Below are 24,806 nucleotides of genomic sequence, written 5' to 3' on the forward strand. Positions count from 1 at the left end.
CGCTTGACTCTAACCCGCTTCCACTAAAGCTTTCTCGACTTCAGGTAAGGCCCCCTTCATCTTGCCGAGCCAGTCAATCAGGCTTTCCAATTGGCGGTCGGCTTTCATGACGCCGAGGCCCCGTACCGTCACTTTTCCGGGGAAGTATACGAAACGAGATCGCAAATGTTCAGGTAAGTTTTCCTTCAAAAGTTTAAAGGCAGGTTCTTCCATCGGCGTTTCCAGCATTACATGTTGTTTATCCTCTGGTTTGATGCGCGAGAACCCTAATGATTTCGCCACCTGTTTCAGCTCCATAATCCGCAAAAGCTGTTGGGCCGAATCGGGAATCGGACCATAGCGATCGTTCCAGTCCACAGCGGTTTGGGTAAGGTCGGCTTTTGTCTCTGCCGAGGCCACCGCTCGATAGGCACTCATCTTTTGATCTAAATCGGTGATGTAATCGGCAGGGATAAAGGCGGTTAGATTGAGATCCACCTGGGCTTCGTCCACCTGCGGAATTTCTTGGCCGCGAATTTCGTTGATGGACTCGTCCAGCATTTCCATGTACAGGTCAAAGCCGATGGCCTCCATTTGCCCGGACTGTTCCGCCCCTAGCAAATTACCGACCCCGCGAATTTCCATATCCCGAACCGCTAACTGGTAGCCGGACCCGAGCTGGCTAAATTCTTGCAAAGCCCGGAGTCGCTTGCGAGCCTTCTCCGTTAGAGAGCTTTGATTAGGATAAAACAACCAGGCATGGGCTTGAATCCCAGCGCGACCGACGCGTCCTCGAAGCTGATAGAGCTGGGAGAGGCCAAACTTTTGGGCATCTTCAATCAAAATCGTATTGACGCGGGGAATATCTAGGCCTGATTCAATAATGGTGGTACAGACTAGGATCTCAGCATCGCCATTACTAAAGGTGAGCATGGTTGCTTCCAGCTCTCCTTCCACCATTTGGCCGTGGGCAATGGCAATCCGGGCACTGGGCACCATTTCCCGCAGTTTACCCGCCACTTCTTCGATGCCTTCCACTCGGGGGACGACATAGAAGATCTGTCCCCCTCGGTCTAGTTCTTGGCGCACGGCACTGCGAATCGATTCTGAATCGTAGGGAGAAAGATGGGTTTTGATCGGACGGCGAGAAGGGGGAGGGGTGGTAATTAGGCTCATTTCCCGGACGCCAGATAGGGCCATATAGAGGGTTCGAGGGATGGGCGTGGCGCTGAGGGTAAGCACATCCACTTGGGTTTTCAGAGTTTTGATTTTTTCTTTTTGGTTGACCCCAAACCGCTGCTCTTCGTCGATGACGAGTAGGCCCAGGTCTCGGAAATTCACACTCTTGCCCAGCAGTTGATGGGTGCCAACGACAATATCTAGCTCTCCAGTTTTGAGACGATTTTGGACGTCTTTCCGTTCTTCGGCACTGCGAAATCGGTTGAGAAGGCCAATTTGAATCGGGTAGGGAGCAAATCGTTCTTTTAGAGTGTGGTAATGCTGCTGGGTCAGAATGGTCGTCGGTGCGAGGAAAGCTACCTGTTTGCCTGCAGTCACCGCTTTGAATACAGCGCGGGTGGCCACTTCGGTTTTGCCAAACCCAACATCACCACAAACGAGTCGATCCATTGGCCGGGGATTTTCCATATCCCGCTTTACGTCTTGGGCGGCTTTGAGCTGATCCGCAGTGGGCTGATAAGGGAATGAGTCTTCCATCTCTTCTTGCCAGGGCTGATCGAGGGGAAAAGTAAATCCCTCCTGTTGGGCTCGCTGGGCATAGAGTTTCAGCAGATCTACCGCCAGCTTTTTAATGGCCTTGCGAACCTTATTCTTGGTTTTCTCCCAGGCTTTCCCAGACATTTTATTGAGCTGGGGACGACCTTCTCCGGTATTGCGGAATCGAGATAAGGTGCCCAACTGATCCGCCGCGACTCGCAAAGTGCCATCGGCGTATTGCAATACCAAATATTCACGGGTTTCGTGATTTAGAGTCAGGCTCTCTAACTTGAGGAACTTGCCAATCCCGTGATTGCGATGGACGACAAAATCCCCAGGCTGGAGTTTATTGGGGTCGACCTGTTTAGATGTTGCCCGCCGTCGCTTGCGAATATAGGTGGGAGTCGCTAGGGTATGCTGACCGAAAAATTCCCGGTCTGTAATTACCACCGTGCGGAAGGTGGGCAGCACAAAGCCTTCTAGTTCAGCTAACCCGGAATACTTGAGGGCAACGGGGGTGCGCTGCTCCTGCAGTTTGTCGATGGCAAGGAAATCTTTGGGGTTAGGGACAAACTGGGCGGGGCAGTCATGCTCCTGCAACAGGGCCACGGAACGAGAGGGCTGAGCCGAGATTAGCCAGATACTGAATTTGCGATCGCGCTCCCCCCTAATCGTCTCCGCCAACTTGCCAAACTGGTGAGGCACCGCAGGTACCGTCCGACTGGACAGGTTTAAGCCCCCTTTCTCCTCTGCCAACTCCGACAGAAATATCCGCTCAAACACTTCAATTTGTTCTAGTGCGGCCTCAAAATTCTGGTGCACCTTGGGCAATGGAGTGTCTGGTAGACTGACGGACTCCCATTGCTCTTGGGCATGTTCCACCCAGCGGTTGCTGTGGGGCAGACATTGATTGGGCTCATCGACCACCACCAATGTATTCTCTGGCAGGTAATCCAATAGAGAAGCAGGTGTCTCAAAGGCCATGCCTAGAAAACGCTGACTGCCTTCTAAGGTCCCGGTTTCTAATAGAGCCAGTTCTTCTTCGGTTAAGTAGGTTTTGACTTGGGTTTGCTGGGCCTCACTTAGGTTAGCTAAGGTGATTGGCGCAAAGCTAGTGGGGGTCAGGGTGAGCTTTTCACTACTATCTAAGGAGCGCTGACTAGTGGGGTCAAACTCCCGCATTTTGTCCAGCTCGTCCCCGAACCACTCCAAACGAATGGGCAGCTCGGAGGCCACGGGAAAGATATCGACAATGTCCCCCCGCCGACTCCATTGGCCTTCGGTTTCCACCAGGGATACCCGTTCATAGCCGAGTCGAGCTAACTTATCGCTCAGGGTTTTTAGGTCTAGCTCAATCCCGGATTCCAAACTTAAGCAATAGGGTTCGAAGACCTGCACGGGCGGCAAGTGGGGTTGTAAGGCCCGTTCCGTGGTCACAATCGCTAAGGGCTTAGCCTCTGGATTGGCATTCAGTTTTAGGGTCTCGGCCAAAACCTGCAATTGTCCCCAGATCATCTCGGATTCTCGATCTAAGGATTCATAGGGGGAAGCTTCTGAGGTGGGGTAAAAATAAACGGTCTGCCAGCCCATGGCTTCTAGCTGAGTGGCCCAGCGTCCGGCTTCTTCTAGGGTGGCGGTGACTACAAACAGATGCTGCTGTTGCTGTTGGGCTAGGGCAGAGGCGACCAGTCCCTTCGGCAAGCGAGGCACACCACATAAATCCAAGAACCGCTGCTCTTTCAATTTCAGCAGCAACTCTTCCGACAGGCGGGAACGCCCTAATGCTTGCACTATGGCAGAAAAACTCATGATTGCTTATTTCCCTGCTGCGATCGTCTGCAGCACCCTTTTTTTCAACGCTTCATCACACCATAGGATAGCAAGGTCAGGCAGGCCGTGCTCGATGATTTGCTGTGGTACAGATTCTTATGACTTATCTTTAGGGGATGTCAGTTAAGGTAAACCCCTAACATTTCTAGTACTTGTGGAATATCCACTAATGGCAATCGGACCAAGAGTTGTTTGCTGCCAATATTAGGAATTGATATTTTGCTCACTCCGACTACGCCGCTTCCTGAAACAACCTTAGAAGAGATGATGGGCCATAGTGCACATAATTACCCCGAAATTAGCATTGATAGGGCCAGTCAGATGCCCAACCCTCCATGCCAACGGACAAAATTTTCAAGTTATAATCAAGCCCAACATCATCTCACCTAAATTTTGAGTTCCTCCGTTCACCACCGCAAAGCCCAAGGCGAGCAAACCCGTAGAGCCATTTTGCAATGTGCCATGAATTTGGCTTCGGTCGATGGCCTGACCGGACTCTCCATTGGCGGTCTCGCTAAAGAATTGCAGATGAGCAAAAGTGGCTTGTTTGCCCATTTTGGGTCCAAAGAAGCGCTGCAACTAGCAGTCATTGAAGGGGCTCGTAATTTAGTGTTACGAGAAGTTGTCCGGCCTGCCCTACGCGCTCCCAAAGGTTTACCGCGTTTATGGTCTCTCTGCGAAGCCTGGCTGCATTATACGGAGCAGAAACTGTTTCGAGGGGGATGTTTTTTTGCCGCCACCTCTACTGAATTTAATAGTCGCCCTGGCCCCATTCGCGATCGCTTAGCCGAAATTATGGCTGAGCGCCAACAAACTTATGCCCGTCTGATTACGAGAGCACAACAGGCTGGAGATATTCATAATAGTGTTGATCCTGATCAGCTAGCTTACGAGCTAGATATGCTGCTATTCGGGACAAATTGGGCGTATCAACTGTATGGAGATGGGGATGTGATTATGCGATCGCAAAAAGCAATACATCATCGCTTAAGGTCGGTATGTACTCATCCAGAAGACTTTGAATTTGAGGTGACGCTACCATTGCCATCTGCAGGTCCCTAAGGGTGTTGGTTAGGAATTACAACTGGACTATCAGCAAGTTGTTGAGGAGAGCAGCTTGATGAAGCTTGACTGCTGCGCTCACCTAGCCAAAAGGTGATGGGTCCCACTAAACCAAAAATTACAAACGAAGAAGCAAGGATAACCTTTTTAGAGCTTGCATTCATATTTGTTATACCCCCCATCGAACTTTAACGATTTATTATTCTTTACTTAACCAATGAAATCATAAAGGTCAGATTTTATCATATTTGTCATTTTATTTTAATATTTACTGAAAAAATTAAGTAAATGACGCTTTTAAGAGGTAGTGGTCAACAATATCCTTTATCTAAAAGAATATATTGCGACTATTCAAGTATGGATAGCCGTGCTAGCCCCCCCCATGAATACCGACAATATGCCCAATCCCATCTAGAGAAACGACACGCTGCAATGCTTCCTGTCCATGGGCTTGAAATTATTTCCTGGAAATAGCCAGGCCTTTGATCTTATCCGACACCAATTCCCATCGAATTTGCTGGGTATTGGCCTGTTCTTGCAGCTCTTCAGCTAATTCATTGAGCAGCTTATCGTCTCGCTGAATCGTCATCAGTTCAATTTCCAGCACCACTTGCTTGGGTTTACCTAAGGACTCTAAGCTTTCACTTCGCCAGGCGCTAATCATCATGTCTGCTGTATTGATGGAACCTAGGAAGACATTTCGAATTTTTTTCTCTTCATAATGCTCACAGATCAAGACAAACCGATAAATACTCGTGGATTTTCCCGGCTTATGGGGACGGAACTTCAACTGCTCCACCAAAGGTCGCATGACTAAGTTAGAGAACACTACTGCAGCTGCTCCCAGATAGGCTGGAAAGAGAAAGCCTCCCCCCACCAGGGTTCCGACTGATGCAGAGCACCATAAGGTAGCAGCTGTATTCAGCCCTCGCACACTGGTGCCTTCCCTTAAGATGACACCACCCCCCCAAAAAGCCCACCCCCGACACAATCTGAGCAGCGACCCGAGTTGGGCTGGCATCTTGGGCATGCATCAACGACATCATCACAAACATGGATGAGCCGATACAAACCAAAACATTGGTTTTAAGCACAGCACGAGTCTGTCGCCACTGCCGTTCGATGCCGATCGCACTTCCCAAAATCAGAGCAACGGTCAGCCGTAAGCTGAAATCAATCCAAGTCATGCAAAAATTGCTCGATAATGCGTTTCGATTCTGACGCAATCAGGTTAAGCCAAGGCTAAGAACCTGCACTTTATTTCCTGATTTTTATACCTTCGTCGAAGATTGAGAAATTGGGCGAATCACCAACTCAGGATATCCAGTCAAGACATCTAGTTCGCGCGTGAATTGCAAGTCTTTGAAGGTTGCAATTACCAGTTCTAGAGTGGTATGAACAGGGCACCCTGACACCAAATGGCCGCCTCTACACTCTCCTAATTCGTTCGCAACGGTCATATGTAAGTGAACACCTGCTGAGCTGATGGTGCCGGACAAAGTTAGGATTTCATGTTTTCCAGCTAGGGCTGTTGGTATTTCAGCATTGGCAAACCGCAACTGCACGCTGCTCAAGCTACCCACGGCACTCAAAATACTGCCCGCATTAATCTGCTCACGTTTGGCGATTGCTTCGATGGCTGGGCGCACATCTGTACCGGGTGATAACCTCAGGGCCAATACCTGCAGAGGACTTTGTTCTGATACATGATTGATATCCATGATTCAAGCTGTTGACTCACCGTTACTCAGAGCTGATTTCAGACTTCACCCTCTCTTCAAACCTCTATGTTCTAACGCTAACGTCTGATAACGACACCTTGAATCAGAATGGATTTGCGTTCGGTTCATGGGTAAGGGAGAATCAACGTCAATACAACGGGGGACAGTTGTTTCGTTTCAGGAAAACCATCTTGTCTTCATCTAAGTCTTTCAAAATTCCTACGGCTGTTCATTTATCCCTTGGAGCTAGCGGTCCAGACGTTCGGGAATTACAGGATTTTCTAGAACATTTTGGCTATCTTCGCTCTACCCAATCAGACCATCCCTACGCGTTTCTCCAAGACTCTACCCCTCTATCCACGGCGACACCCGATAGGTTTGATGAAGCCACCCTGACGGCCTTACATCACTACCAACAATTTCAAGGACTGCCTCTTTCCGATCAGTTAGATGAAGCGACCATCGGCCAAATGAGTTTGCCTCGCTGTGGTGTCCCAGATGCCCCGGTAGGAGAGTTTGTCGCTCAGGGCAATAAATGGTCTAAAACAGATCTGACCTATGGGTTTCAGGAGTTTACGTCTGACCTCACCCCTGCACAAATCCGGGGTGCGATCGCATCTGCGTTTCAGCTCTGGAGTCGAGTCACTCCGCTTACCTTTAGAGAGGTCAGTTTTAGCAGCAATCCCGATATTGTGATTCGGTTTACCACCGGCGACCATAACGATGACTTTCCCTTTGATGGCGTCGGTAACGTTCTCGCCCATGCTTTTTTCCCTCCCCCGAATGGCGGCAATCTAGCAGGCGATACCCATTTTGATGATGCCGAAACCTGGAGTGTGACATTACCCACATCCGGTCGAGATCTGGCCACCGTTGCTGCCCATGAATTTGGTCATGCATTGGGCTTATCCCACTCCCAAGTTCAAGGAGCATTGATGGCCCCCACCTACAGAGGTCCCCAACGGTTTCTCAGCCCAGACGATATCAACGGGATTCAGTCTCTGTATGGAGATGTGAACAACAACCGATTTGCGGATATTACCAACGATATCTATCGTTCAGAAATCCTGGCAGCCGTTGACCTGAACTTTATTGCTGGATTTAATAACAACACCTTTCAGCCTTTGGCTTTTCTGACTCGGGAACAGCTCGTGTCCATGAGTTTAGAAGCCTTAAAAAATATTCCTGACTTGAATCTACAGCTCCCCAGCCAAGTCAGTACCAGTCCATTCCCAGATGTGAATGCCTCTCGCTGGAGTGCCGCTAAAATCAGTTTTGCTAGTGCAAATCAAATCGTGGCAGGCTATCGAGATGATACGTTTCGGCCTACCGTAACCGTGACCCGAGCAGAGATGATGGCGATCCTGCGACGCACCGCTGAATTTGTGCGATCGCGTCGGGGTTTCACCCCCCAGGTACCTGCAATCCAAACACCTTTCGCCTTCAACGACATTCGGAATCACTGGGCAGAAGCCGTGATTGAGCAAATGTCTGGCTATTGTGGGGTGGCCTCCCCCTTAAACGAAAGAGGGAGGGCATTTTTTCCGACCCGGCCGGCTCGTCGCAACTATGGTGCTGCAGCGACCTTACGGATGCTCAACTGCGTGCGGGCAGTATAGTTCTACCCGCACGCCAACCCGGTTCTAGAAAGCTAGATCATCAACGACTGGGTCATAACGCTCAGACATTCCTTTATCCAGATCGCTTTGGACACGATCGCCCTGGGCAAAATTCTCATGGGCCTCAAAATCAGCGATTAGTTTTTGCTTAATGCTAGGGTCATATCCCAAGAAAAAGTTGCGCCAGTTTTCGTTAGTCGGTTGACCATGCTCCACAATTGAACAGACCCAGGATTTCTTTTCTTGTCCTTTGAGGATCGGCTGCAGCTTAACCGCAAGAATCGATAAAGCAAAAAAGCGATCGCCCCGAGGTTTGCCATAGGCCCAGTTCATTTGGGAGTGGAACTGATTAAAATGCTCGCCAAACGACCCACAGAGGGAGCCCTTAGCGGTGAATTGCAAGGGAGATTGATGGAGAAGTTGCTTTTGTCGACTGACCAAATACACCAAGTAGCGGGTCTTGAGGATGACCTCTTCAGGATTATAATTATCGCGATCAAAAGAGCCCAGGAAGGCACGGTCTTTACGCGAAAACATCAGCAAGGGAGACCGTCGCAACACGGCTAAACGGGCGGTGAGGCTACGATAGCCCACGGCCACTCCCCCCGACATGAAGTAGGCATCATGGGACTGCCACTCCGGCGTTGGTTGAAAGCCGACAGCAGCAGCATTATCAGCAGAGATAAAGAATCCAGCCTGCTGCGGATCTTCGTGATTGAGTATTTGTAAATACGGCAGGGGCTGATAGGCAGGACCATATTCATCCCCTGCAAATTCGTCAATCTGAGCAGGTTGAGTGAGGGTTGCGGACATCATTATTGAAATCTCCTTGATCGTTAGTTGAAGGTGAGGAAAGCGGTTGTTAGGCAGCCCATTGAGAGGTGTGAGACTCCAGGCTGTTATATCCCTGCATATACTCTGGATTCCTGGCGTACCGAGGAGGCAGGGATTTCAATGCATCTTCAAGCCCTTGGCAATAGGCACTCTGGCATTGAGCATCTAGAAAAATGATTTGAAAGTGAGACATATGAACACCTGCATCCAAAAAAAGTGAGGGAGTGATTATGCGTTGGCGGTTGCCAAGATTGGGCAAGACCAGTTGAGAAATAACACCCGACGGAAGGAGATGTTTCCCTCTCTCGCATAGTACAAGTGTATCAGTACAGGCGTACTATTGCAATATCCTTTTCTCCGGCTATATCCCATACTCCTAAAGCTTTTAAGGCTAAATTGATTACCCCAGGCTTTAATAATTTGTTACGAAAGGAATAGAGCCGACAAAAGAGACTACATATCTTAGAAAAGGCTCTTTTTAGCAACTCCTTTCCAGATAAGACTGATTTATCTAGAGAATTCTCAATTCTGCTCCAATAGAACCCATATATGAGGATCGGGATTCAACCGATCAGCCCATCTCAAGTTCAGTCATTCCTTTGGCAATAAGGGGTTGAGCTTGGCTAGCTCGGTCTTACCGGCGATGCCAACGCACTAGAACTGGCTGTGATAGTTGCCGAGAACGATGGGACGGATCGGGTCTGTCCATCAAGCATCAACCTTGCAAAAAAATTACGTTTATAGATCAACAGAATTTCAATCAAAAAAACTGGGAATTATAGAATAAATTACTCACTCAATTTTTCCATAATTTTATGCGAGATAAAAAAACATTAAGTCCGTGCCATGTCAAAGAACAAACGTATATTTTTTTGTTTTTAAATCAACCAGTATTTATACGTTTACCAAGTAAAAAGCCAATATCTTTTCTTCTTGTTATAAAAAGTATTTATGTTGCAATCCAATATCTTAGTACTTGCCCGTCAAGGCCAGGTAGAGGCCATCACCGATGCCCTCAATCATGTCCTGCAGACCTTAACTGTGACGGGTCGGGCAATTATTGAATCAGAGAAAATTGTTTTTTATTGTCACCAAGCCAGACGGTATTCCACCTCAAACTCTTGTTGAGAAATATATTAAAAACTTCCTAATCTATCTTCAAATTCCTTTTATTAGCCAGGCTGAAATTTATGCTAAGGATACAACCTCTCACTCTTTAGAATGGTTTAGCCAGTTTTCTATGGCATCATTAGATCCTAAAAAAGCTGATGTACATTCATCTCAGAATCTTGATGAGAATATTCCGTCCTCCAATTTTGCCCCTCACTCAGAAAGAGACGCTAACCCGGTAGCTAGTTCAAACGCGAATCAAGATGGTGCTACATCCAGGGATATCCCTTTTAGAGAGTCTGTCGAGGATCAGTCACAGGATAACAGCAACACTTGGGATACAGTCTCCGCCTCTAGCAATGGTCCAATACCCAATCCAGTCAGCTTTGAGGAATTACCTCAAAACTTAAAGCAAAGCATTAAGTCAGCAGGCTTGAGGGCAGGAGAAACTCGTTCCTGGCAAGAAGCCGAGAAAATGTACAACAAAATCCCTAAGAATGTCTGTCGTCTAGGGGCTAAGGGCATTCGTCAATATAAACAAAATCATGATTGGAGTCATAAAAAATCCCACGTCCATGGGGGATCTAGTAAGGCTAGTAATGGAGGCTGGGAAGCGCCAACCGTGAATCGAGCGCGGGGTAAAAAGAATATTACTCCCACCGAAAAACAGACTATTGCCAAAGCCAAAGCAGAGATTAACTTTCAGGCTGGCACAAAGGTGGTGGCACAGCAGGCTACCAAAGCTGGAAAGTCAGCATTTGGATTTGAATTAGCTTTTAGTGGTTTGAATAATTTTGTAGCGGTGCAGCAAGGTCAGAAATCAGTGGAAGATGCGCTGGTTGATACGTTGAAAGCTTCTGCGACGGCTGCGGCAACCACAACTGTTGTTACCGGCGGTATTGTGGCAATTTCTATTGTGTTTCCTCCGGCAGGAGCTGCGTTTGCGACGGCGGCACCGGTACTGAAAATTGTCGGCAAGGTGAACTGTCTAAAGCGGGTGATCGGTATCCTTTCGGGTAGTGACAAGGTCGAAGGGGCAGATCAAATTCAGGCGTTAATGGACTCCTACGGTTTGGATGAAAAGGAGCTGATCTACCGAGATTTGGAGATGGATGATGATCTGGCAAAACTAAAACTCGATATGGGAATGGCATAAAGCCTCTCCAGTATCCTAGTTCGCACTACTGGGTAGCCCAGCGAAGTGTAATTTTGACACGGATGATGTCCTCCTCAAAATGGCACTATGCTTTGAATAGGTCATCTTTGATGCAACTAGACTTATGCCTCAATCACACTCCACTCAATCCCCGCTTACAAACCTGCAGGGACGGATTGTTCAGATTAATGTGTCCGATGGAGGTGTGCCTAAACAGTCGGTGCCTAGCGTTCAGATTAACCAAGAAGGCTTGGTAGGCGATCGTCAGAAGAATCTCAAACATCACGGTGGTCCAGATCGAGCTGTCTGTTTATGGTCAACAGAAATCATCGACATGCTGCAAGCGGAGGGGCATCCTATTGAACCGGGTGCTGCGGGGGAAAATATAACGGTGGCAGGTTTAGATTGGCAGCAGTTAATCCCCGGAATTCAGCTGCAGTTAGGAGAGAAGGTGCTTGTAGAAATCACGGACTATGCTCAGCCTTGCCGCACGATTGCCCGCTATTTTAAACTTCGTCGCTATGGTCGTATTAGTCAAAAACGGAATCCAGGGATGAGTCGTCTTTATGCCAAGGTTCTAGAAGATGGGTGTGTGAGCGTAGGAGATAATATTCATTGCTCTAACCATGCCATGTCGTATGGTGAAAGCTAACCCTTTTCCCAAAATTAAAAAGTTACGATTCAGGCTTAAAACATGGCTGCAGATGGAGTCATGCTTGCATTCTCAACACAATGTTTGAAGTCTGAGTTTTGTATGCCAGCAGCCGTTTGACAGGCTGAAAACTCTAGAGAAAAGCCATGATAATCATTACTGGAAAGATAAAAGTTCAATCTTCTGAAGAGTTGGCTAGGGTCAAAGACGCACTGATACGTCGTGCCCAGAAAAGCCGCACAGACAAAGGCAATATCGAATATATCTTCTCGCAGAATCTCGAAGATCCAACAGAGATCATTCTCACTGAAAAATGGACTGACATCACATCCCTCCAGGAACATCTTCAAATCCCCGATGAAGAATTCTCCACAATCCTAGGTTCGGCACTGATTGAGCAGGCGGTCGTTCTCTCTCATGAAGTGACAGCAGAGCGCACGCTTCTAGAACGGTAGGCGATATCCTTTCCTGAAGACAGCCGCGATGAGATTCAAGGCATGACTAGACGAGGAACGTTCTGCTTAAAGAAGTCAATAAAGACCCTGAGCTTGAGGGGCACATAGCATCTAGAAGGATAGACGAACCACGCTGCAGTACTAAAGTCTGTACCTGTGACCTCATAGTCTGGTAAGACATCCACCAAGGTTCCTGTGCGTAAATCTTCATTGATCAGCCAGTTGGGGAGTAAGGCCAATCCCATATTTGCGATCGCACATTGTTGCAAGGCAATACCATTGGAAATCACCGTGTTGCCATGAATGGGTACTTCCGTTAAGGTTCCCTGGGCATCTTTAAACAGCCATTGGGTCTGAAACCCCGCCAAAGGAAACCGTAGACAATTATGATCCGCAACATCCTGGGGAATAGTGATCCGGGGCGACTGCTTCAAATAGTCTGGACTGGCACAAACCCGATATTGGGTGCGCATCAACTGCTGAGCAATCAGGGTGGAATCCTGGAGCAGTCCCAGGCGGATCGCCACATCAATCCGGTTCATTAACAAATCCTCAACAGCATCTGAAAATAATAAATTGACCGTCAGGTCCGGATACAGTTGCTCAAACTGAGGCAAGAGGGGCACAATACACTTCAGTCCAAATGAGGCCGAGACCGTCACCCGCAACTGACCCTTGGGTTGCCCCACCACATCTGCTGCGATATCAGACGCTTGTTGCAGTTCTTCGACTAAAAGCTCAATGCGATCAAAGTAAGTTTTTCCGGCTTCCGTCAGCGAGAGTTGGCGAGTCGTCCGCTGCAAGAGTCGGAGGTCCAGTTCCTTCTCCAGACCTGCGATTGCCCGCGATACCGACGACGGATCAATATTGCGATCGCGAGCCACTCCCGCAAAACTGCCCTGCCTAACGACATCCACAAACAGCTTCAGTACTGATATATCCATTGCACTCGCAATAATCGGTCCATGCAGGCTAACCTTAAAGACATTTTTGCATGAATTATTTTTTGATTCATGAACATCATGCATGAGTCTCATGCATCAATCCGTCTTTATTGTTCAATTTTTCGTGAGTACAGTGGAGACAAATCAGTTTGAATCACGATCTGCAGTCACCGGAGGTTGCCATGTCCCTCGCCACAGAATTACAAGCCGTTACCGAAAACGTCCGTCAAAAGGCTCCAGAAAACGTCTTTGCCACCATGGAAGCCGCAACTGCCAAACTAGCTGCAACCGGGATTACAGACCAAGCTTTACAACCCGGCCAAACCATGCCAGATTTTGAGTTGCCCGATGCCACTGGGAAGCTGGTGAGCAGCAGCGAATTACGTACCCAAGGTCTGCTGCTAATTTCCTTCTATCGGGGCAACTGGTGTCCCTACTGCAATCTTGAGTTGCAAGCCCTACAAGCTCACTTGGACAAAATCACTGCCCAAGGGGCCACCCTCGTAGCTATTTCTCCTGAAGTCCCGGATCAATCCCTGACCACTCAAGAAAAGTTTGATCTGAAGTTTCCAGTGCTCACCGATATAGGCAACAAAGTCGCTCGGCAGTTCGGGCTAGTGTTTACCCTCGACGAAAGCTTACGACCGATTTATGAAAGCTTTGGGATTGATGTCCCCACTCATAATGGCGATCAGAGCTTTGAATTACCTATCCCAGCCACTTATCTTGTCGCTGCTGACGGTATAGTTCTGAATCGCTTTATTGATGTTGACTATCGCGAGCGGTTAGCCCCAGAAACTGCTTTGACTTGGCTACAAGCAGCTCAGTAAATATCCGCGTTGTGGCAGGATCTTCTCTACCACAACGCTCATCCTTATACACCGAGATTTCCTTAGATATGTTGAGTGACGATCAAAAAAATACCGTTCTAGCAGCAACTACAGCAGCAAGTAACCAATGGCAGTCCGCTTTTAATGCTGGCAATGCAGCCCTTTGTGCAGCTCAATATGAACCCACTGCGATTATGCATGCTAGACCCTTTGGCACCTTTACGGGTACGGCTGAAATTCAAGGCTTTTGGGAAAAGCTGATGGCCGATGGGTTCTCTGAGGTTGAATATTTAGACCCCAAGATTGAGGTGATGGATCAGACCCGTGCGGTCCTCACCTCTGGCTGGCAAATGAATAATGCCAAGGGGGTGATCCATAAAGAGCTTTGGGTTTTGCAAGCGGACGGTACTGCCAAGCTACGAGAAGACGACTTCGAAGCAATCGGCTAGCAAATTGAGAACAACTCAAAATGAAAACAATTGCGGTCCTAGGCTCAGGCGCAATGGGTTCCCGCTAGGATTATCCTAGCGGGAACCCATTGCACTAGCGAGACGGAATAGATGAACAGTTACACAAGCACGATTTAGTTGTTAACGTTAAAACCGTCTAGATTGGCTCCAGGGTTTTCTGTATCTAGTGTTGCAAACTGCTGAGAATTAAAAGATAAGGCACCGTTGGTATTGTCAAAGGAAAATAGATCGTTACTCGTTGCACCAAATTCGGCTGCGTTAATTCGAATTTCATCAACTCGCACTGTGAAATTTTCGATGATATCAAGGCTCGTTAACAAAGTATTGAAGACAGATGTATCGTTTCCATCCCCACCGATTAATGATCTTTACCGTCATCAGTCAGCACTTTATCAACTGTAGACAATGTTTCACCTGTGATTGGATCTATGCCTCCTGATGGCGCAACGATAGCAGCGATCGCACTCTCAAGATTTGGGATGCAAGCTCTGGGAATTTCCAGCATACATTGAACGGATATCACCGCCAGATCTGGTCCGTGAGCTTTAGTCCTGATGGTCAGTGGGTTGCCAGCGGGAGTAGCGATCGCACGGTGAAACTTTGGAACGCAGAGACTGGCGTATGCTATGCCACTTTGGAAGGGCACCATAGTCTAATTTCATCAGTTGCTTTCCATCCCCATCTGCCTATCTTGGTATCCGGGAGGGGACGATGGACAGATCTAGCTCTGGAACAATATATAGCAACGCTGGGAGTTACCTCTGCTTGGGCATACAGCATGTATCTGGTCCATTACATTTAGTCGTGATAGCAAAATACTGTATAGCGGTTCACAAGATGGCACGACGCAGCAATGGAATATCGAAGCGAGACAGTGCAGCAATATGCTATGGCCCCCAAGATTCTATGAAGACTTAAATATTATGGATTCAACGGGCTGAAACATCGTTCAGATAGAAACACTCAAGGCTTTGGGGGCCAAAATATAAAGTCCGGCCAGTGAACGGGGCATCACCCTGGTCGCTTACCTGGACTAACAGGTAGGTCTCCCTTTGGCCATGGTTGAAGGTATTGCATTCTCAAAATCATTTATTTCAAGGGCTTCGTGAACATAGCTGTAATCTGATTACGCCTCCAAGCCATCTTGGGCGATCAAGCCAGAGGAGAAACAATAAGCCTTCAGATTACTCTGATTGCTCATGATACTGTTACCCGACGTTGAACCGCGCCAACACAACTACACACACAAAATGTGTTCACAATCACTTTAAAAATGGTCATATATCACTGAATATCTCTAAAACGAGTGTTCTAATTCAGATAGAAATCAGTTCACACCACTCTTTAGTCATAATTCACTATTTATCTTCTAAAAAGAATTTATTGCATTAGATAGAAGACTGAGAAGTATCAGACTTAACCCAATGAGTTAACGATACTTGTCTTGAGTTTTACCCAGGATATCTGCACCAATCAGAAGGTTGCTTCAACAGGCAGCAAAGCACTCAATTGATCAATATTTCAAGGAGATTAGGTATGTCCGGGATATTCCAAGATAGTAAAGGCAAGCAATCCTCAGGAAGGCTGCAGACCACCGCATCGGTATTGGTGGGACTTGGCCTCGCCATTACCCTGGCTGCTGGAGAATGGCGAGGAAAAGCTTTTTCAGAAAACCTATATATCCTAACTGGGGCCTTGACGATTGGCGGCGCAGGCATGAAGGGCTTACAAAAATTTTCAGAGCATGACAAACAGCCTCAATCCGCTGCACCACCCACAAAAGTAGCAGCCCCTCAAATCGTAGCTGTGCCATCTACCGAGGTGGTTTCCACTTCCTCTAAAGTCATCAAGATTCAAACCCCTGAAAAAGAATTAACCGCCGTTTTACAGGAGGGCTGGTAATGCCATTTATTACAGCGAAAAAGAATACTCTCCTAGCCCCCTTACCCAACCAACCCCACCTTCAGCCCTTAAATCGATTAGCAAAAGTGTATGAAGGAGGAATCCTAGGCATCATTAAAGTGTCTGCCGTAAATTCACAGTTGGCGGAGATTACCTTAGCAGGACCCTATACCTGGCATGACCATTACCCAACGATTGAAACAGGTGTCACACGATATATCAATCCAGTATCGTGGCATATTCCAGAGGATGCCTGGGAGAAACCAGAAGTCCCTGCCTTGCCCGCCCCCACTTCTAACCTCTCCCAACCAGAGACTCCAGGGATTCCCTTGCTACCACCAGAGGTCGCCCAACTCAACCACTTCTACGAAGGCTGTCAAAGGAAATTAGCGGATGGGCGAATTCAAGCTTATCCCGATCCCAGAGCCGGAAGTGGTGGGCTACCCGTAACGATTGGCTGGGGCAGTACCTATTACAAAGATGGTTCTGCCATCCAGATGGGAGACATCATTACCCAAACCGAAGCAGATGAATTATACGATTACATTTGCCACAAGGATTTTTGGATCAAGTTGCAATCGACCATCCCTTACTGGGACGACATGACCCATCAACAGCGGGCCGCTTTAACCAGCTTTGCCTATAACAATGGCGCTGATTTTTACGGTTCCCCCAACCATAGAACCATCACACGCAACTTAAAAGAAAAAGATTGGCAGGCGGTCCCTGGCACCCTGATGATGTACCGTAACCCCGGCGAAAATGTGGAAGTGGGGTTAGGTCGCCGCCGATATGCCGAAGCTAAAGTCTGGTGTGGTGAAGTGCCAACGACCGCTTGTGCCGCCGCTGCCCAGGAAATTCAGACTGCCCAGGACTGCGAACCCATTGAACAGCGGCTCAAAACCAACCCACCGGCGGTGGCAGGTTTTGAATCTATGGTGACCATCTCAACACCAATCCAACCTTCTGGTCCTCGGCAGCTCCATGTTATAGCAGGGATGAAAGGCCCAAAGTCTCATCCAGATGCCCATGGCTTTAAACCCGGAGACTATCATCTAGTGGCCAATGATGCCGTAGGGAAGATCAAGTGCTATGACTATGACGGTACTTTGATGTGGGAATTATCATGTCTCTGTCGCGGTCAGTTTGAGGACAATTACTTTGGCAAACATGGAGATACCCCGGCAGGTCTCTACAAATGTGGGCAAATCTATCGGGACTATGAGCAAGCGGGTGACCATGCTGGCTATACCCGAGATCGCATGTCCTATGGCTGGTTTAGTTTTGATCTGGTTGAACTAGAAAACCAAGAAGCTAATCTGGGTCGGGCAGGGATTATGATCCATGGCGGCGGCAGTGGATGCGGATGGCCAGGTGCATGGAAACCGAAGCAACCTATGTTCGCAACCCTAGGCTGTATCAGAATGCATAACCAAGATCTACGAGACAAAGTTGTGCCCTTGTATGATCAGCCCGGTGCCACCCTTTTTGTCAGTGTCTATCAGTAGGGACATGCTTTGGGGGATGGCAGGGGAAAGCTTCATTGGGTGATGGTGGCTTACTTCCCCAGAATCGAATGGGTATAGGGTTCAATCGCTGTTTCAGGGAGGTCTGTCCGAATCAGAGGCAGTAATGTATGGGGGGATGAGTGCTTGAGTTGATCTGCACCTCCCCGGCTAAAAATCACTACTAAAAAGGATTTCAAGCATTTTTGATCTCCAACCTCCCAGACCTAAATTTATTATTCTCTAACAACTAAGGAACTAAGATGACACAGAGCATTGCAGGTATATCTGGTCAGATCTGGGATGAGTATTATGCAGAATTTAAAGATTACTTTAGCCGTGATCTAGTCAGGGATGGCTGTCATCCTTTGATCTTTGAGCAGGCTGACCCCACTGACAAAGCAATCGTGTTGGTTCACGGTTTGTCTGACTCCCCTTATTTTATGAGCGCAATTGGGGAGTATTTCTATCAAGAACTGGGGTATAACGTCTACTTACCGCTTCTACACTTTCATGGTTTAAAAGATCCCAAGGGGATGGAAGGCGTAGAGCTAGAAGAGTGGAAAGCGAATGTTAGATTTGCCATCAATGTGGCTGAAAGCAAGGCCAAAACAGTTTCCATCGGAGGCTTATCGATGGGCGGAGCCCTGAGCTTTTATATGGCAGCAAATAGCCCTAGGATTGACGGCGCACTATACCTATTTTCTGCCACCCTTGATTTAGCAGATGGCCACTTTGGGTCTTTGGGCGAATTGAAGGAGCGAATACTGAGAACCTTTTGGCCTGATCTGGTGGACCCTATCCTAGAGAGAATATCCCCCTCTTTAGTGAGTGATGACAATCCTTATGGTTATACCCATGTTGATCTGGATGGGGCTCAAGAACTAGCGAGGCTGATTAAGGAAACCGATAGTCTACTCAAGGGATTCAGTTCTAAGGCACCGTTTGCCAAGCGAGTATTTGCTGCTCATTCTGAGTCTGACACTACAGCTGGCTTAGAGGGGATTCGGGAACTGCAATCTGTGTCAGATCCGGCTCTATTCCACCCCTATATTTTCCCCAAGGCATGGGAAATTTCCCATGCTAGCGTCGTCCTTAAAGATCCCATTATGAATACAGAGGGGCAGATCTCAAAGAACGCAAATCCCCGATTTACAGAGATGATGTCAGCGATTAAGAATTTCCTAGATGGGAATTGAGTCAAAATACGGAGCCGAAATGTTTTGCCATAGAGGGAGCCAACCAATCGACGAGATTAGGATATAGGGGCCTGAAAAGCCTGCTGTCAAAGTGTCTAGATCTATTTTGAACTCAAACCTCCCAGAAATTCCTATAGAGTCGCGATCTGACTTGAATTTTTAGTTCTCTATCATATCGGTAGCTGAATTATGCAAGAGGTCTACTCATTCACCGATGCTCCCAATTCATTTAGTAGAAAAAGATTTCTGATATATGCTGCAACCAGCAAACTTTATTGAGGTTTCGATGCCCACAGTTTCTGCCGTTCAGGGTGTGTATCAGGATGCGATCGCACCAGGATACAGTGCAGACAACATGACTGGCATCATTCAACGCTTCGCGAAGTCTTAGCACCTTGCAGCTCTTTTACTGGATACAAATTTCAATACTGTTCCCTGGGGCCAAATCAACCGTCACAACAGATCGAAAACATCAGAAACTTGTCGTCCTGCGGCCACCCAACAGCCGGGGGGATGCTCCAGCTGTTGGGGGATGCGTCACCTGGATTCAACAGCCGTCTGGCCCACAGAACTTATGGGCACTCAGTACCTCCGCATCGCAGAGATAGGCGATGCCCGAATAATTATCGAAAAACTGTGCTGCCACCTCATCCGAAATCTTCAGGGCTATCTCCCGAGTTTCGGTGAGCACCTCAATCTTGATATTCGAGTAGGTGTCAGAAATGCTGGGTTGTCCCGACGAGCGCACGTTGCGACTGCCTTTACCACCCGCATCCACCACCGTATAACCGGTCGCACCGGCTTCGTCGATGATCTTGGCGATCTTTTTCAACAACAACTTTTCCGTGACGATGACGAGCTTCTTGGCTGGCTTGGCCATGGGGGTTACCTCTTGATGTATGTACTCATTGAACGACATAGAAACTCAGAAAAGCGGCAGCAGCGCGTTATCGCGCTGATCTATCCGTCGTGTTGGTTACCAGGCCAGCGGAGTACTGGCTCAGTAACCTGTGGATCAGCTACCCATCAGTGTCTGGGCAAGTCCGATAAAGAGCGGTATTCCTATCGCAAGGGCAACCGGCGTGCCGACGGCTGTAGACGAGCCGATGTAGGCAGAGGGATTAGCCGACGGGATGCCAGCTCGTAAAGTGGGTGGCCCTGAGATGTCTGAACTAGAGGAGGCGATGACGGCCAGAATCACACAGCCGCCAGGGCTAAATCCTGTCGTGTAGTGGGCAATCATACCGAAACCGAAGGCGATAAGCCCATGCAGTAGTGGCGCGATTGCAGCATAGAGAGCGTACCACTGGCCTACCTTGCGCAGCTCGCCAATCCTTGCCGTGGCCTCCATCCCCATAACCAGCATCAGGATCGAAAGCAGGCCGCGGAAGAGGGGATTGAAGAAGCTCTCATAGACACTTTCTGGCCGGGTTAGTATGCCTAGGGCCAGACCGAGTAGCAGGGCCGATAGGGCCGAGCCCTGCAAGCTTTCCTTGACGATGGGCCATATCTTGACCCGTTTGCTCTTGCGGCGATACTTAACTGGGCTGCCGAGAGACTCCTGCTTACTGAGAGCTTCGTCTGCGGTATCGTACTGCTTGCTGATATAAACGCTAGCCAAGACAATCGCAGTCACAAGGGCTGGAATATCCATAAAGGGATAGAGGGCAGCGGCCCAGGGTTCATATTGGATACCTTCCGTTTCCATTAGGGTCAGGGCCGCGGCGAGGGTAGAGCCACTCACAGCACCAAACAAGCCCGCGGTCGCGATCGCATCCACGGTCTTAACGTTCGGCATCTTGGCCAAGGTGTAGCGTCCGATGAACACGATTAGGATCCCCACGACCATGGCGAATACCGCGGGCAACAGCATCTCCGCTAGATTAGCGTTGCGGATCGCAATGCCACCGCTCAGGCCGACTTTTATCAGCAGCATAAAGACGATGAACTTATAGATCGCATCTGGAATTTGCAGGCGGCTATTGACGGCGGCAACGACCATCCCACCAATCAGAAAGCCAAGGGTTGGAGACTGCAACTTCGCCAGGAAGAGCGTCATGAAATCGGACAAAAAATCCACTTTGTAATTCCTCCTTCTTTCTCCTCTAGCGAGGAGTTGTGATTGTGATAAGTAAGCTTTTTTAAAGGTTGAAGAAAGTAGAAGACGAAGCGCTTCATCTCCTATTGCACAGGTGTTATCAGAAAACCTGTTGCCAGGGTATCCAGAGATGGCCGTTCTCTAAACGATGTTGGAGGGCGATGCTGCAGAACAGTATTATTAATAGAGTAAAATCTATTAAGAAAAGAATCTTTATATACTTAAGTCTATATTGAAAAGTGCGCCATTTTTTTGGCTTCCACCACGAATTAGCGAAGCAATCTTAAATCTCAACTAAAAGAAAAACTTATAACTCCAGAGATTTAATATTGCTTTGGTTATGTAAATTGTGGTGTTAATTCGATAGGGGGGAGTGTATGAGGATGCGATCGCACAAGAATACGGTGCAGACAAAATCACCGACGTGATTCAACGGTTGCCCTAACCTCATGCTCTGAGCCAGGGAGACCCTAAATTTCACTTCTGTCCCCTACAGTCAAATAAACCGTCACAATAAATGTGTGGATCAGTGATGAAGCCTGAGGATGTGATAGATGAGTGAAGTATTGGTTCTAGAGACAGAGCAAACTCCCCCTACTGGAACCCAGTCCCCCCCTCGCAAACCGAAGTGGACCGATACCCTCGCTTACATCGCCAATCCCGATCAATTTTGTCGCCACAACCTGAAGGAGCATGGTCCTATTTTTAGGACGAGCGTGTTTGGAGGCACCACCATTTTTGTCGGCTCAGCTCAGGCAGTGAAAATGGCCCTGAATGGTGACCTCCGCTATACGGAAATGGGTCTTCCCCAAACCACCATGACCATGTTTGGAGAATATAGTCTGTTTCAACGTCCAGATTTACATCGACAACGCAAAAGTTCCTTACGAGCAGGCTTAGCAGGGCAAGCCATCCAGGGCTATATTCCTCAAATCAATGATGTGATTGTTCAAGGACTCCAAGCTTGGCCAGACTCAGGAGACATTGCCCTATTCCCAGCCGTAGAGCAGATCTGTTTTGATGCTTTAGTCCCCCTATTGCTGGGCGTAGAGCTAAAGGATGCTTACTTTCAAGGACTCCCCATTTCTTCCAAAACAGAACTCAAACAAGTCTACAAAACCTTTTTTGATGGCTTCTATGGTTTAGTCCCCTGGCGTTCACCTCTAACCACGTTTGGTCGGGGTCTCCAAGCACGCGCTCGTCTGATCGAATTTATGCAGGCCGTGATTCGAAGACGGAAATCTGAGGCTAACTTGGATCCTGCCTCAGATTTCCTGTCCATGATGTTGGTGAGTCAATCAGCAGATCCAGACAGTGTATTTAGTGACACCTTCATCGAGAATCAATGCTTATTGCAGTTATGGGCATCCCACTATGAAATCAGTGGCTTAGTCTCATCCTGGATATATCAACTGGGCCTTCATCCTGAGCATTTTCCCGACCTCCAAGCTGAACAAAAAACGATACAAGACGAAGCGTCTACCCCAATCACGAGTGAGCAACTCAAAATGGCCTCATTTCTGGAAGCCACTATTCAAGAAACACTGCGCACTCTCCCCCCTTCATCTACCGCTAACCGTCGTCTTACCCAATCCGTCATTTTAGACGGCGTACTCTATGAAAAAGGGTGGACCTTAATTGCAGAGCCCAGGATTGCCCATATCCTGCCAGAGCATTTTTCCCAACCCGATGCCTATCAGCCCCATCGGTTTATGGAGGATGCCAACTCCAGAGAGAAATATGCTTATATCCCCTTTGGGGGTGGGGTTCATGCTTGTTTAGGCGCTCAGCTCGCGATGGCAGTAGCCAAAATTTTTGCTAGCCATCTGTTGCGCCAGTTTGAATGGCAGGTGCAAGATACAGCATCCTTTGTGCAATTCCCCTTGAAGAAGATCAAAGACAACTACACCATCCCCATATCTCGACTCCAACAGCAATAGAGGCTGGAGCAATCCCCGTTTCTAAATCTTAAGACGTAGACACACAGCTTTCAGCCCCATCTGCCATCTCGTTCGTTTCCATCGGTCGAGATGACTGCCGATTAAAGCTCGTCACGCAAATCCCTGCCATGATCACCAGAAATGCCAAAAATTGAGCCATCGAAGGTCGTTCACCGTTGAGCAAAAAGGCATAGGTCACCCCAAACACGGGGGACAAAGACGTCCATTTCCCTACCGTTTGTGAATTCAACTGCTCAAGAGCTGAATACCAAAGAAACTGGGCCAGAACAATAATGATCAGGGCATAGACCACCATCACCATCCAGAGTTGCCCCGCCAGCACATCTGTAAAATGTTCCGGGCCAAATACCAGATTAGCAATGATAAAAAAGATGATGGACGAAATCAAATTACGGCTAAACACCACAATGCGCAGATTCGTTTGTTGAGACAACATCAGCTTTCCCAAGGTAGAGCTGGCCGCATACACCACCGCCGACAGCAAAATCAAGAGGTCTCCCTGATTGATCTGAAAATTGCTGGTCTTCAGCACAATCGCCAACACACCGGCAATAATCAAGGAAAACCCGATCCATTCAAATCGCTTAATTTTGCGTCCTAAAATCAGGGTGCCGACCAAGGCATAGATGACTGGGCCAAGACGTCCCAACAGCACCGCATTCGTAACAGAGGTATAAGCCAATCCCACAAAGATTAAAGAAGAAAGGAGGGCGGCTAAACAACCGTTCAAGAACAGTCCAACCTTAATTCGTCGCTCCAAACTCAGCCAATCTTGAATCAGGGAACGCCAACCAAACCAGGTCCCCACCGCTAGGGCAGCACATAAATTGCCCACAAATAAGACATTGCAAAAAGAGATAGGAGTTTGGGTCCCCCCACTCAGCAACATGGCATTGGCCACCAAAAAAGCAATCAGAGAAGGCCGTAACGCCGCCAAGGCTCTGGATATGACTAAAGCAATTTTGGGGTCAATTGCAGAGAAGGACAGTTGGGGCATCTACAGCAGTTTATAGGTGGCCGGATCCGCTTTAAGAACAAACGCATCCGCATATTGAATTACTTCACCCGTAATTTGCACAGGATCTGCAACCAGGTCTAGAACCTTATCATTTACAGCCTTCCCATCCAAATCTGATAGTAGAAAATACAGCTTATCCCCCACCTGATTGTGAACCACAAATACTGGGGGCACCCCACCACTCAGGCAGCGGATAGCACAAGAGCGATGGGTTTTGGTCCGTCCAGGTTTCATCACACCGGGATAGCATTTGCCATCAACGATTTCTCCCGTTAGTGAAAACTCTCCTAAAGAGCTACTTTTAGCAGGTTGTATCGATGCTGACGTTGGGGGCTCCATCGGTTCCGCTGATTTCGTGGCAATCACCGTTAAGTGGTTGCGATGGAAGGGGGTACCTTTGAGTTTGACCCATTGGTTGACATGCTCCAGCACCTTCGGCTTTGGGGATGTTTTGCCCGTTCCTGACAGCAAATATAGGGAGAAATCACTGGCAGTGCCTACTTCTCCAGTTCTCGGTACCAATAGGTGAGGAGACGGCTCTCCTACCAGTAGTCCTTCAAATTCAGGAACTTTGGTGCGTTTACCCAAATTGAAGTGATCAAAATGTAAGGGCGGCAGAATGAAGGCAAAGGCTAAAACAGCCAAGACTAAAACAGGAATAAACCCCATTAAAAATCGTTTTAATTTGGGTGGCACCCCTAGATAGCCAATAAAAAATTCATCTTGAGGATCAAGGCTACTCATC

28 protein-coding genes are annotated in these 24,806 nt (G+C 48.1%); 14 read left to right on the plus strand and 14 right to left on the minus strand.

Features of this window, described 5'->3' with window-relative positions; translation table 11 throughout:
- Positions 1–9 precede the first annotated feature (9 nt).
- Entirely contained in the window at positions 10–3,504 is a 3,495-nt protein-coding gene (mfd, locus tag HRE53_RS17600) for a transcription-repair coupling factor (RefSeq protein WP_235107374.1), read from the minus strand.
- A 414-nt stretch (positions 3,505–3,918) separates the two neighbouring features.
- Here mfd and HRE53_RS17605 point away from each other — a divergent pair, with 414 nt between their 5' ends.
- A complete protein-coding gene (locus HRE53_RS17605; protein WP_212664587.1) occupies positions 3,919–4,587 on the plus strand; it encodes a TetR/AcrR family transcriptional regulator in 669 nt (222 codons plus the stop codon).
- Between the two features lie 457 nt (positions 4,588–5,044).
- On the opposite strand, the gene HRE53_RS17610 is transcribed toward HRE53_RS17605, so the two are convergent.
- The 3 genes from HRE53_RS17610 to HRE53_RS17620 form a co-directional block, all read right to left on the minus strand.
- Complete coding sequence (locus HRE53_RS17610; RefSeq protein ID WP_235107375.1) at positions 5,045–5,521, minus strand: MgtC/SapB family protein; 477 nt, start codon at positions 5,519–5,521, stop codon at positions 5,045–5,047.
- A complete protein-coding gene (locus HRE53_RS17615) occupies positions 5,406–5,774 on the minus strand; it encodes an MgtC/SapB family protein (protein ID WP_235107376.1) in 369 nt (122 codons plus the stop codon). Before HRE53_RS17615 ends, HRE53_RS17610 begins: the two co-directional genes overlap by 116 nt.
- Positions 5,775–5,858: 84 nt before the next feature.
- Positions 5,859–6,308 carry a PPC domain-containing DNA-binding protein gene (locus HRE53_RS17620; protein ID WP_212664589.1) on the minus strand — a complete coding sequence of 150 codons (450 nt, stop codon included), beginning with the start codon at positions 6,306–6,308 and terminating at the stop codon, positions 5,859–5,861.
- Positions 6,309–6,499: 191 nt separating this feature from the next.
- Here HRE53_RS17620 and HRE53_RS17625 point away from each other — a divergent pair, with 191 nt between their 5' ends.
- Positions 6,500–7,927: a matrixin family metalloprotease gene (locus HRE53_RS17625; protein ID WP_235107377.1), complete on the plus strand. Its 1,428-nt coding sequence runs from the start codon at positions 6,500–6,502 to the stop codon at positions 7,925–7,927.
- A 24-nt stretch (positions 7,928–7,951) separates the two neighbouring features.
- Here HRE53_RS17625 and HRE53_RS17630 read toward each other — a convergent pair whose 3' ends face one another.
- The gene (locus HRE53_RS17630) at positions 7,952–8,743 is read right to left on the minus strand and encodes a DUF5895 domain-containing protein (RefSeq protein ID WP_212664591.1); all 792 of its coding nucleotides are present in this window, start codon (positions 8,741–8,743) and stop codon (positions 7,952–7,954) included.
- 46 nt (positions 8,744–8,789) lie between these two features.
- Positions 8,790–8,954 (minus strand): hypothetical protein, encoded by a 165-nt coding sequence (locus tag HRE53_RS17635; protein ID WP_010480747.1) that lies wholly within the window; start codon positions 8,952–8,954, stop codon positions 8,790–8,792.
- 758 nt (positions 8,955–9,712) lie between these two features.
- Between HRE53_RS17635 and HRE53_RS17640 the strand changes: the two genes are divergently transcribed.
- The 4 genes from HRE53_RS17640 (at position 9,713) to HRE53_RS17655 (ending at position 12,134) form a co-directional block, all read left to right on the plus strand.
- On the plus strand, positions 9,713–9,889 hold the full coding sequence (locus HRE53_RS17640; protein ID WP_235107378.1) for a hypothetical protein: 177 nt from the start codon (positions 9,713–9,715) through the stop codon (positions 9,887–9,889).
- Between the two features lie 112 nt (positions 9,890–10,001).
- A complete protein-coding gene (locus HRE53_RS17645; protein ID WP_235107379.1) occupies positions 10,002–11,027 on the plus strand; it encodes a hypothetical protein in 1,026 nt (341 codons plus the stop codon).
- Positions 11,028–11,151: 124 nt separating this feature from the next.
- A complete protein-coding gene (locus tag HRE53_RS17650) occupies positions 11,152–11,679 on the plus strand; it encodes an MOSC domain-containing protein (RefSeq protein ID WP_235107380.1) in 528 nt (175 codons plus the stop codon).
- 146 nt (positions 11,680–11,825) lie between these two features.
- Complete coding sequence (locus HRE53_RS17655) at positions 11,826–12,134, plus strand: putative quinol monooxygenase (RefSeq protein ID WP_235107381.1); 309 nt, start codon at positions 11,826–11,828, stop codon at positions 12,132–12,134.
- A 35-nt stretch (positions 12,135–12,169) separates the two neighbouring features.
- Here the strand turns inward: HRE53_RS17655 and HRE53_RS17660 are convergent, their stop codons facing one another.
- Positions 12,170–13,078, minus strand: a complete 909-nt coding sequence (locus tag HRE53_RS17660) for a LysR family transcriptional regulator (RefSeq protein WP_235107382.1) — start codon at positions 13,076–13,078, stop codon at positions 12,170–12,172.
- A 182-nt stretch (positions 13,079–13,260) separates the two neighbouring features.
- Here HRE53_RS17660 and HRE53_RS17665 point away from each other — a divergent pair, with 182 nt between their 5' ends.
- Together HRE53_RS17665 and HRE53_RS17670 are read left to right on the plus strand one after the other, a co-directional pair.
- Positions 13,261–13,908, plus strand: coding sequence for a peroxiredoxin-like family protein (locus HRE53_RS17665; protein ID WP_396133454.1), 648 nt, complete (start codon positions 13,261–13,263; stop codon positions 13,906–13,908).
- A 68-nt stretch (positions 13,909–13,976) separates the two neighbouring features.
- Positions 13,977–14,357, plus strand: coding sequence for a DUF4440 domain-containing protein (locus HRE53_RS17670; RefSeq protein WP_212666143.1), 381 nt, complete (start codon positions 13,977–13,979; stop codon positions 14,355–14,357).
- Positions 14,358–14,491: 134 nt separating this feature from the next.
- Here HRE53_RS17670 and HRE53_RS17675 read toward each other — a convergent pair whose 3' ends face one another.
- Both HRE53_RS17675 and HRE53_RS17680 read right to left on the minus strand, forming a co-directional pair.
- On the minus strand, positions 14,492–14,698 hold the full coding sequence (locus HRE53_RS17675; RefSeq protein WP_212664596.1) for a hypothetical protein: 207 nt from the start codon (positions 14,696–14,698) through the stop codon (positions 14,492–14,494).
- 38 nt (positions 14,699–14,736) lie between these two features.
- Positions 14,737–15,027 (minus strand): hypothetical protein, encoded by a 291-nt coding sequence (locus tag HRE53_RS17680; protein ID WP_235107385.1) that lies wholly within the window; start codon positions 15,025–15,027, stop codon positions 14,737–14,739.
- Here HRE53_RS17680 and HRE53_RS35205 point away from each other — a divergent pair.
- From HRE53_RS35205 to HRE53_RS17690, 4 genes are all read left to right on the plus strand, one after another.
- On the plus strand, positions 14,917–15,180 hold the full coding sequence (locus HRE53_RS35205) for a WD40 repeat domain-containing protein (protein ID WP_212664597.1): 264 nt from the start codon (positions 14,917–14,919) through the stop codon (positions 15,178–15,180). The genes HRE53_RS17680 and HRE53_RS35205 overlap by 111 nt on opposite strands.
- The gene (locus HRE53_RS35210) at positions 15,140–15,319 is read left to right on the plus strand and encodes a hypothetical protein (RefSeq protein ID WP_396133455.1); all 180 of its coding nucleotides are present in this window, start codon (positions 15,140–15,142) and stop codon (positions 15,317–15,319) included. Before HRE53_RS35205 ends, HRE53_RS35210 begins: the two co-directional genes overlap by 41 nt.
- Before the next feature lie 595 nt (positions 15,320–15,914).
- Positions 15,915–16,280 (plus strand): hypothetical protein, encoded by a 366-nt coding sequence (locus HRE53_RS17685; protein WP_212664598.1) that lies wholly within the window; start codon positions 15,915–15,917, stop codon positions 16,278–16,280.
- Complete coding sequence (locus HRE53_RS17690) at positions 16,280–17,788, plus strand: glycoside hydrolase family protein (RefSeq protein ID WP_235107386.1); 1,509 nt, start codon at positions 16,280–16,282, stop codon at positions 17,786–17,788. Before HRE53_RS17685 ends, HRE53_RS17690 begins: the two co-directional genes overlap by 1 nt.
- A gap of 50 nt (positions 17,789–17,838) precedes the next feature.
- On the opposite strand, the gene HRE53_RS17695 is transcribed toward HRE53_RS17690, so the two are convergent.
- Positions 17,839–17,985: a hypothetical protein gene (locus HRE53_RS17695; RefSeq protein WP_235107387.1), complete on the minus strand. Its 147-nt coding sequence runs from the start codon at positions 17,983–17,985 to the stop codon at positions 17,839–17,841.
- A gap of 63 nt (positions 17,986–18,048) precedes the next feature.
- Here HRE53_RS17695 and HRE53_RS17700 point away from each other — a divergent pair, with 63 nt between their 5' ends.
- Positions 18,049–18,984, plus strand: a complete 936-nt coding sequence (locus HRE53_RS17700) for a carboxylesterase (RefSeq protein WP_235107388.1) — start codon at positions 18,049–18,051, stop codon at positions 18,982–18,984.
- Between the two features lie 547 nt (positions 18,985–19,531).
- Here HRE53_RS17700 and HRE53_RS17705 read toward each other — a convergent pair.
- Together HRE53_RS17705 and HRE53_RS17710 are read right to left on the minus strand one after the other, a co-directional pair.
- Positions 19,532–19,864, minus strand: coding sequence for a P-II family nitrogen regulator (locus tag HRE53_RS17705; protein WP_212664601.1), 333 nt, complete (start codon positions 19,862–19,864; stop codon positions 19,532–19,534).
- Positions 19,865–19,999: 135 nt separating this feature from the next.
- Positions 20,000–21,064 carry a sodium-dependent bicarbonate transport family permease gene (locus HRE53_RS17710; RefSeq protein ID WP_235107389.1) on the minus strand — a complete coding sequence of 355 codons (1,065 nt, stop codon included), beginning with the start codon at positions 21,062–21,064 and terminating at the stop codon, positions 20,000–20,002.
- Between the two features lie 572 nt (positions 21,065–21,636).
- On the opposite strand from HRE53_RS17710, the gene HRE53_RS17715 reads away from it, so the two are divergent.
- Positions 21,637–23,022: a cytochrome P450 gene (locus tag HRE53_RS17715; protein WP_235107390.1), complete on the plus strand. Its 1,386-nt coding sequence runs from the start codon at positions 21,637–21,639 to the stop codon at positions 23,020–23,022.
- Positions 23,023–23,050: 28 nt separating this feature from the next.
- Here HRE53_RS17715 and HRE53_RS17720 read toward each other — a convergent pair whose 3' ends face one another.
- The gene (locus tag HRE53_RS17720; RefSeq protein ID WP_212664604.1) at positions 23,051–24,040 is read right to left on the minus strand and encodes a DMT family transporter; all 990 of its coding nucleotides are present in this window, start codon (positions 24,038–24,040) and stop codon (positions 23,051–23,053) included.
- On the minus strand, positions 24,041–24,805 hold the full coding sequence (locus tag HRE53_RS17725; protein WP_235107391.1) for a hypothetical protein: 765 nt from the start codon (positions 24,803–24,805) through the stop codon (positions 24,041–24,043). It abuts the gene before it with no gap.
- Position 24,806: the final 1 nt, after the last annotated feature.

The organism is Acaryochloris sp. 'Moss Beach', from assembly GCF_021497025.1.
Classification (GTDB): Bacteria; Cyanobacteriota; Cyanobacteriia; order Thermosynechococcales; family Thermosynechococcaceae; genus Acaryochloris; species Acaryochloris marina_A.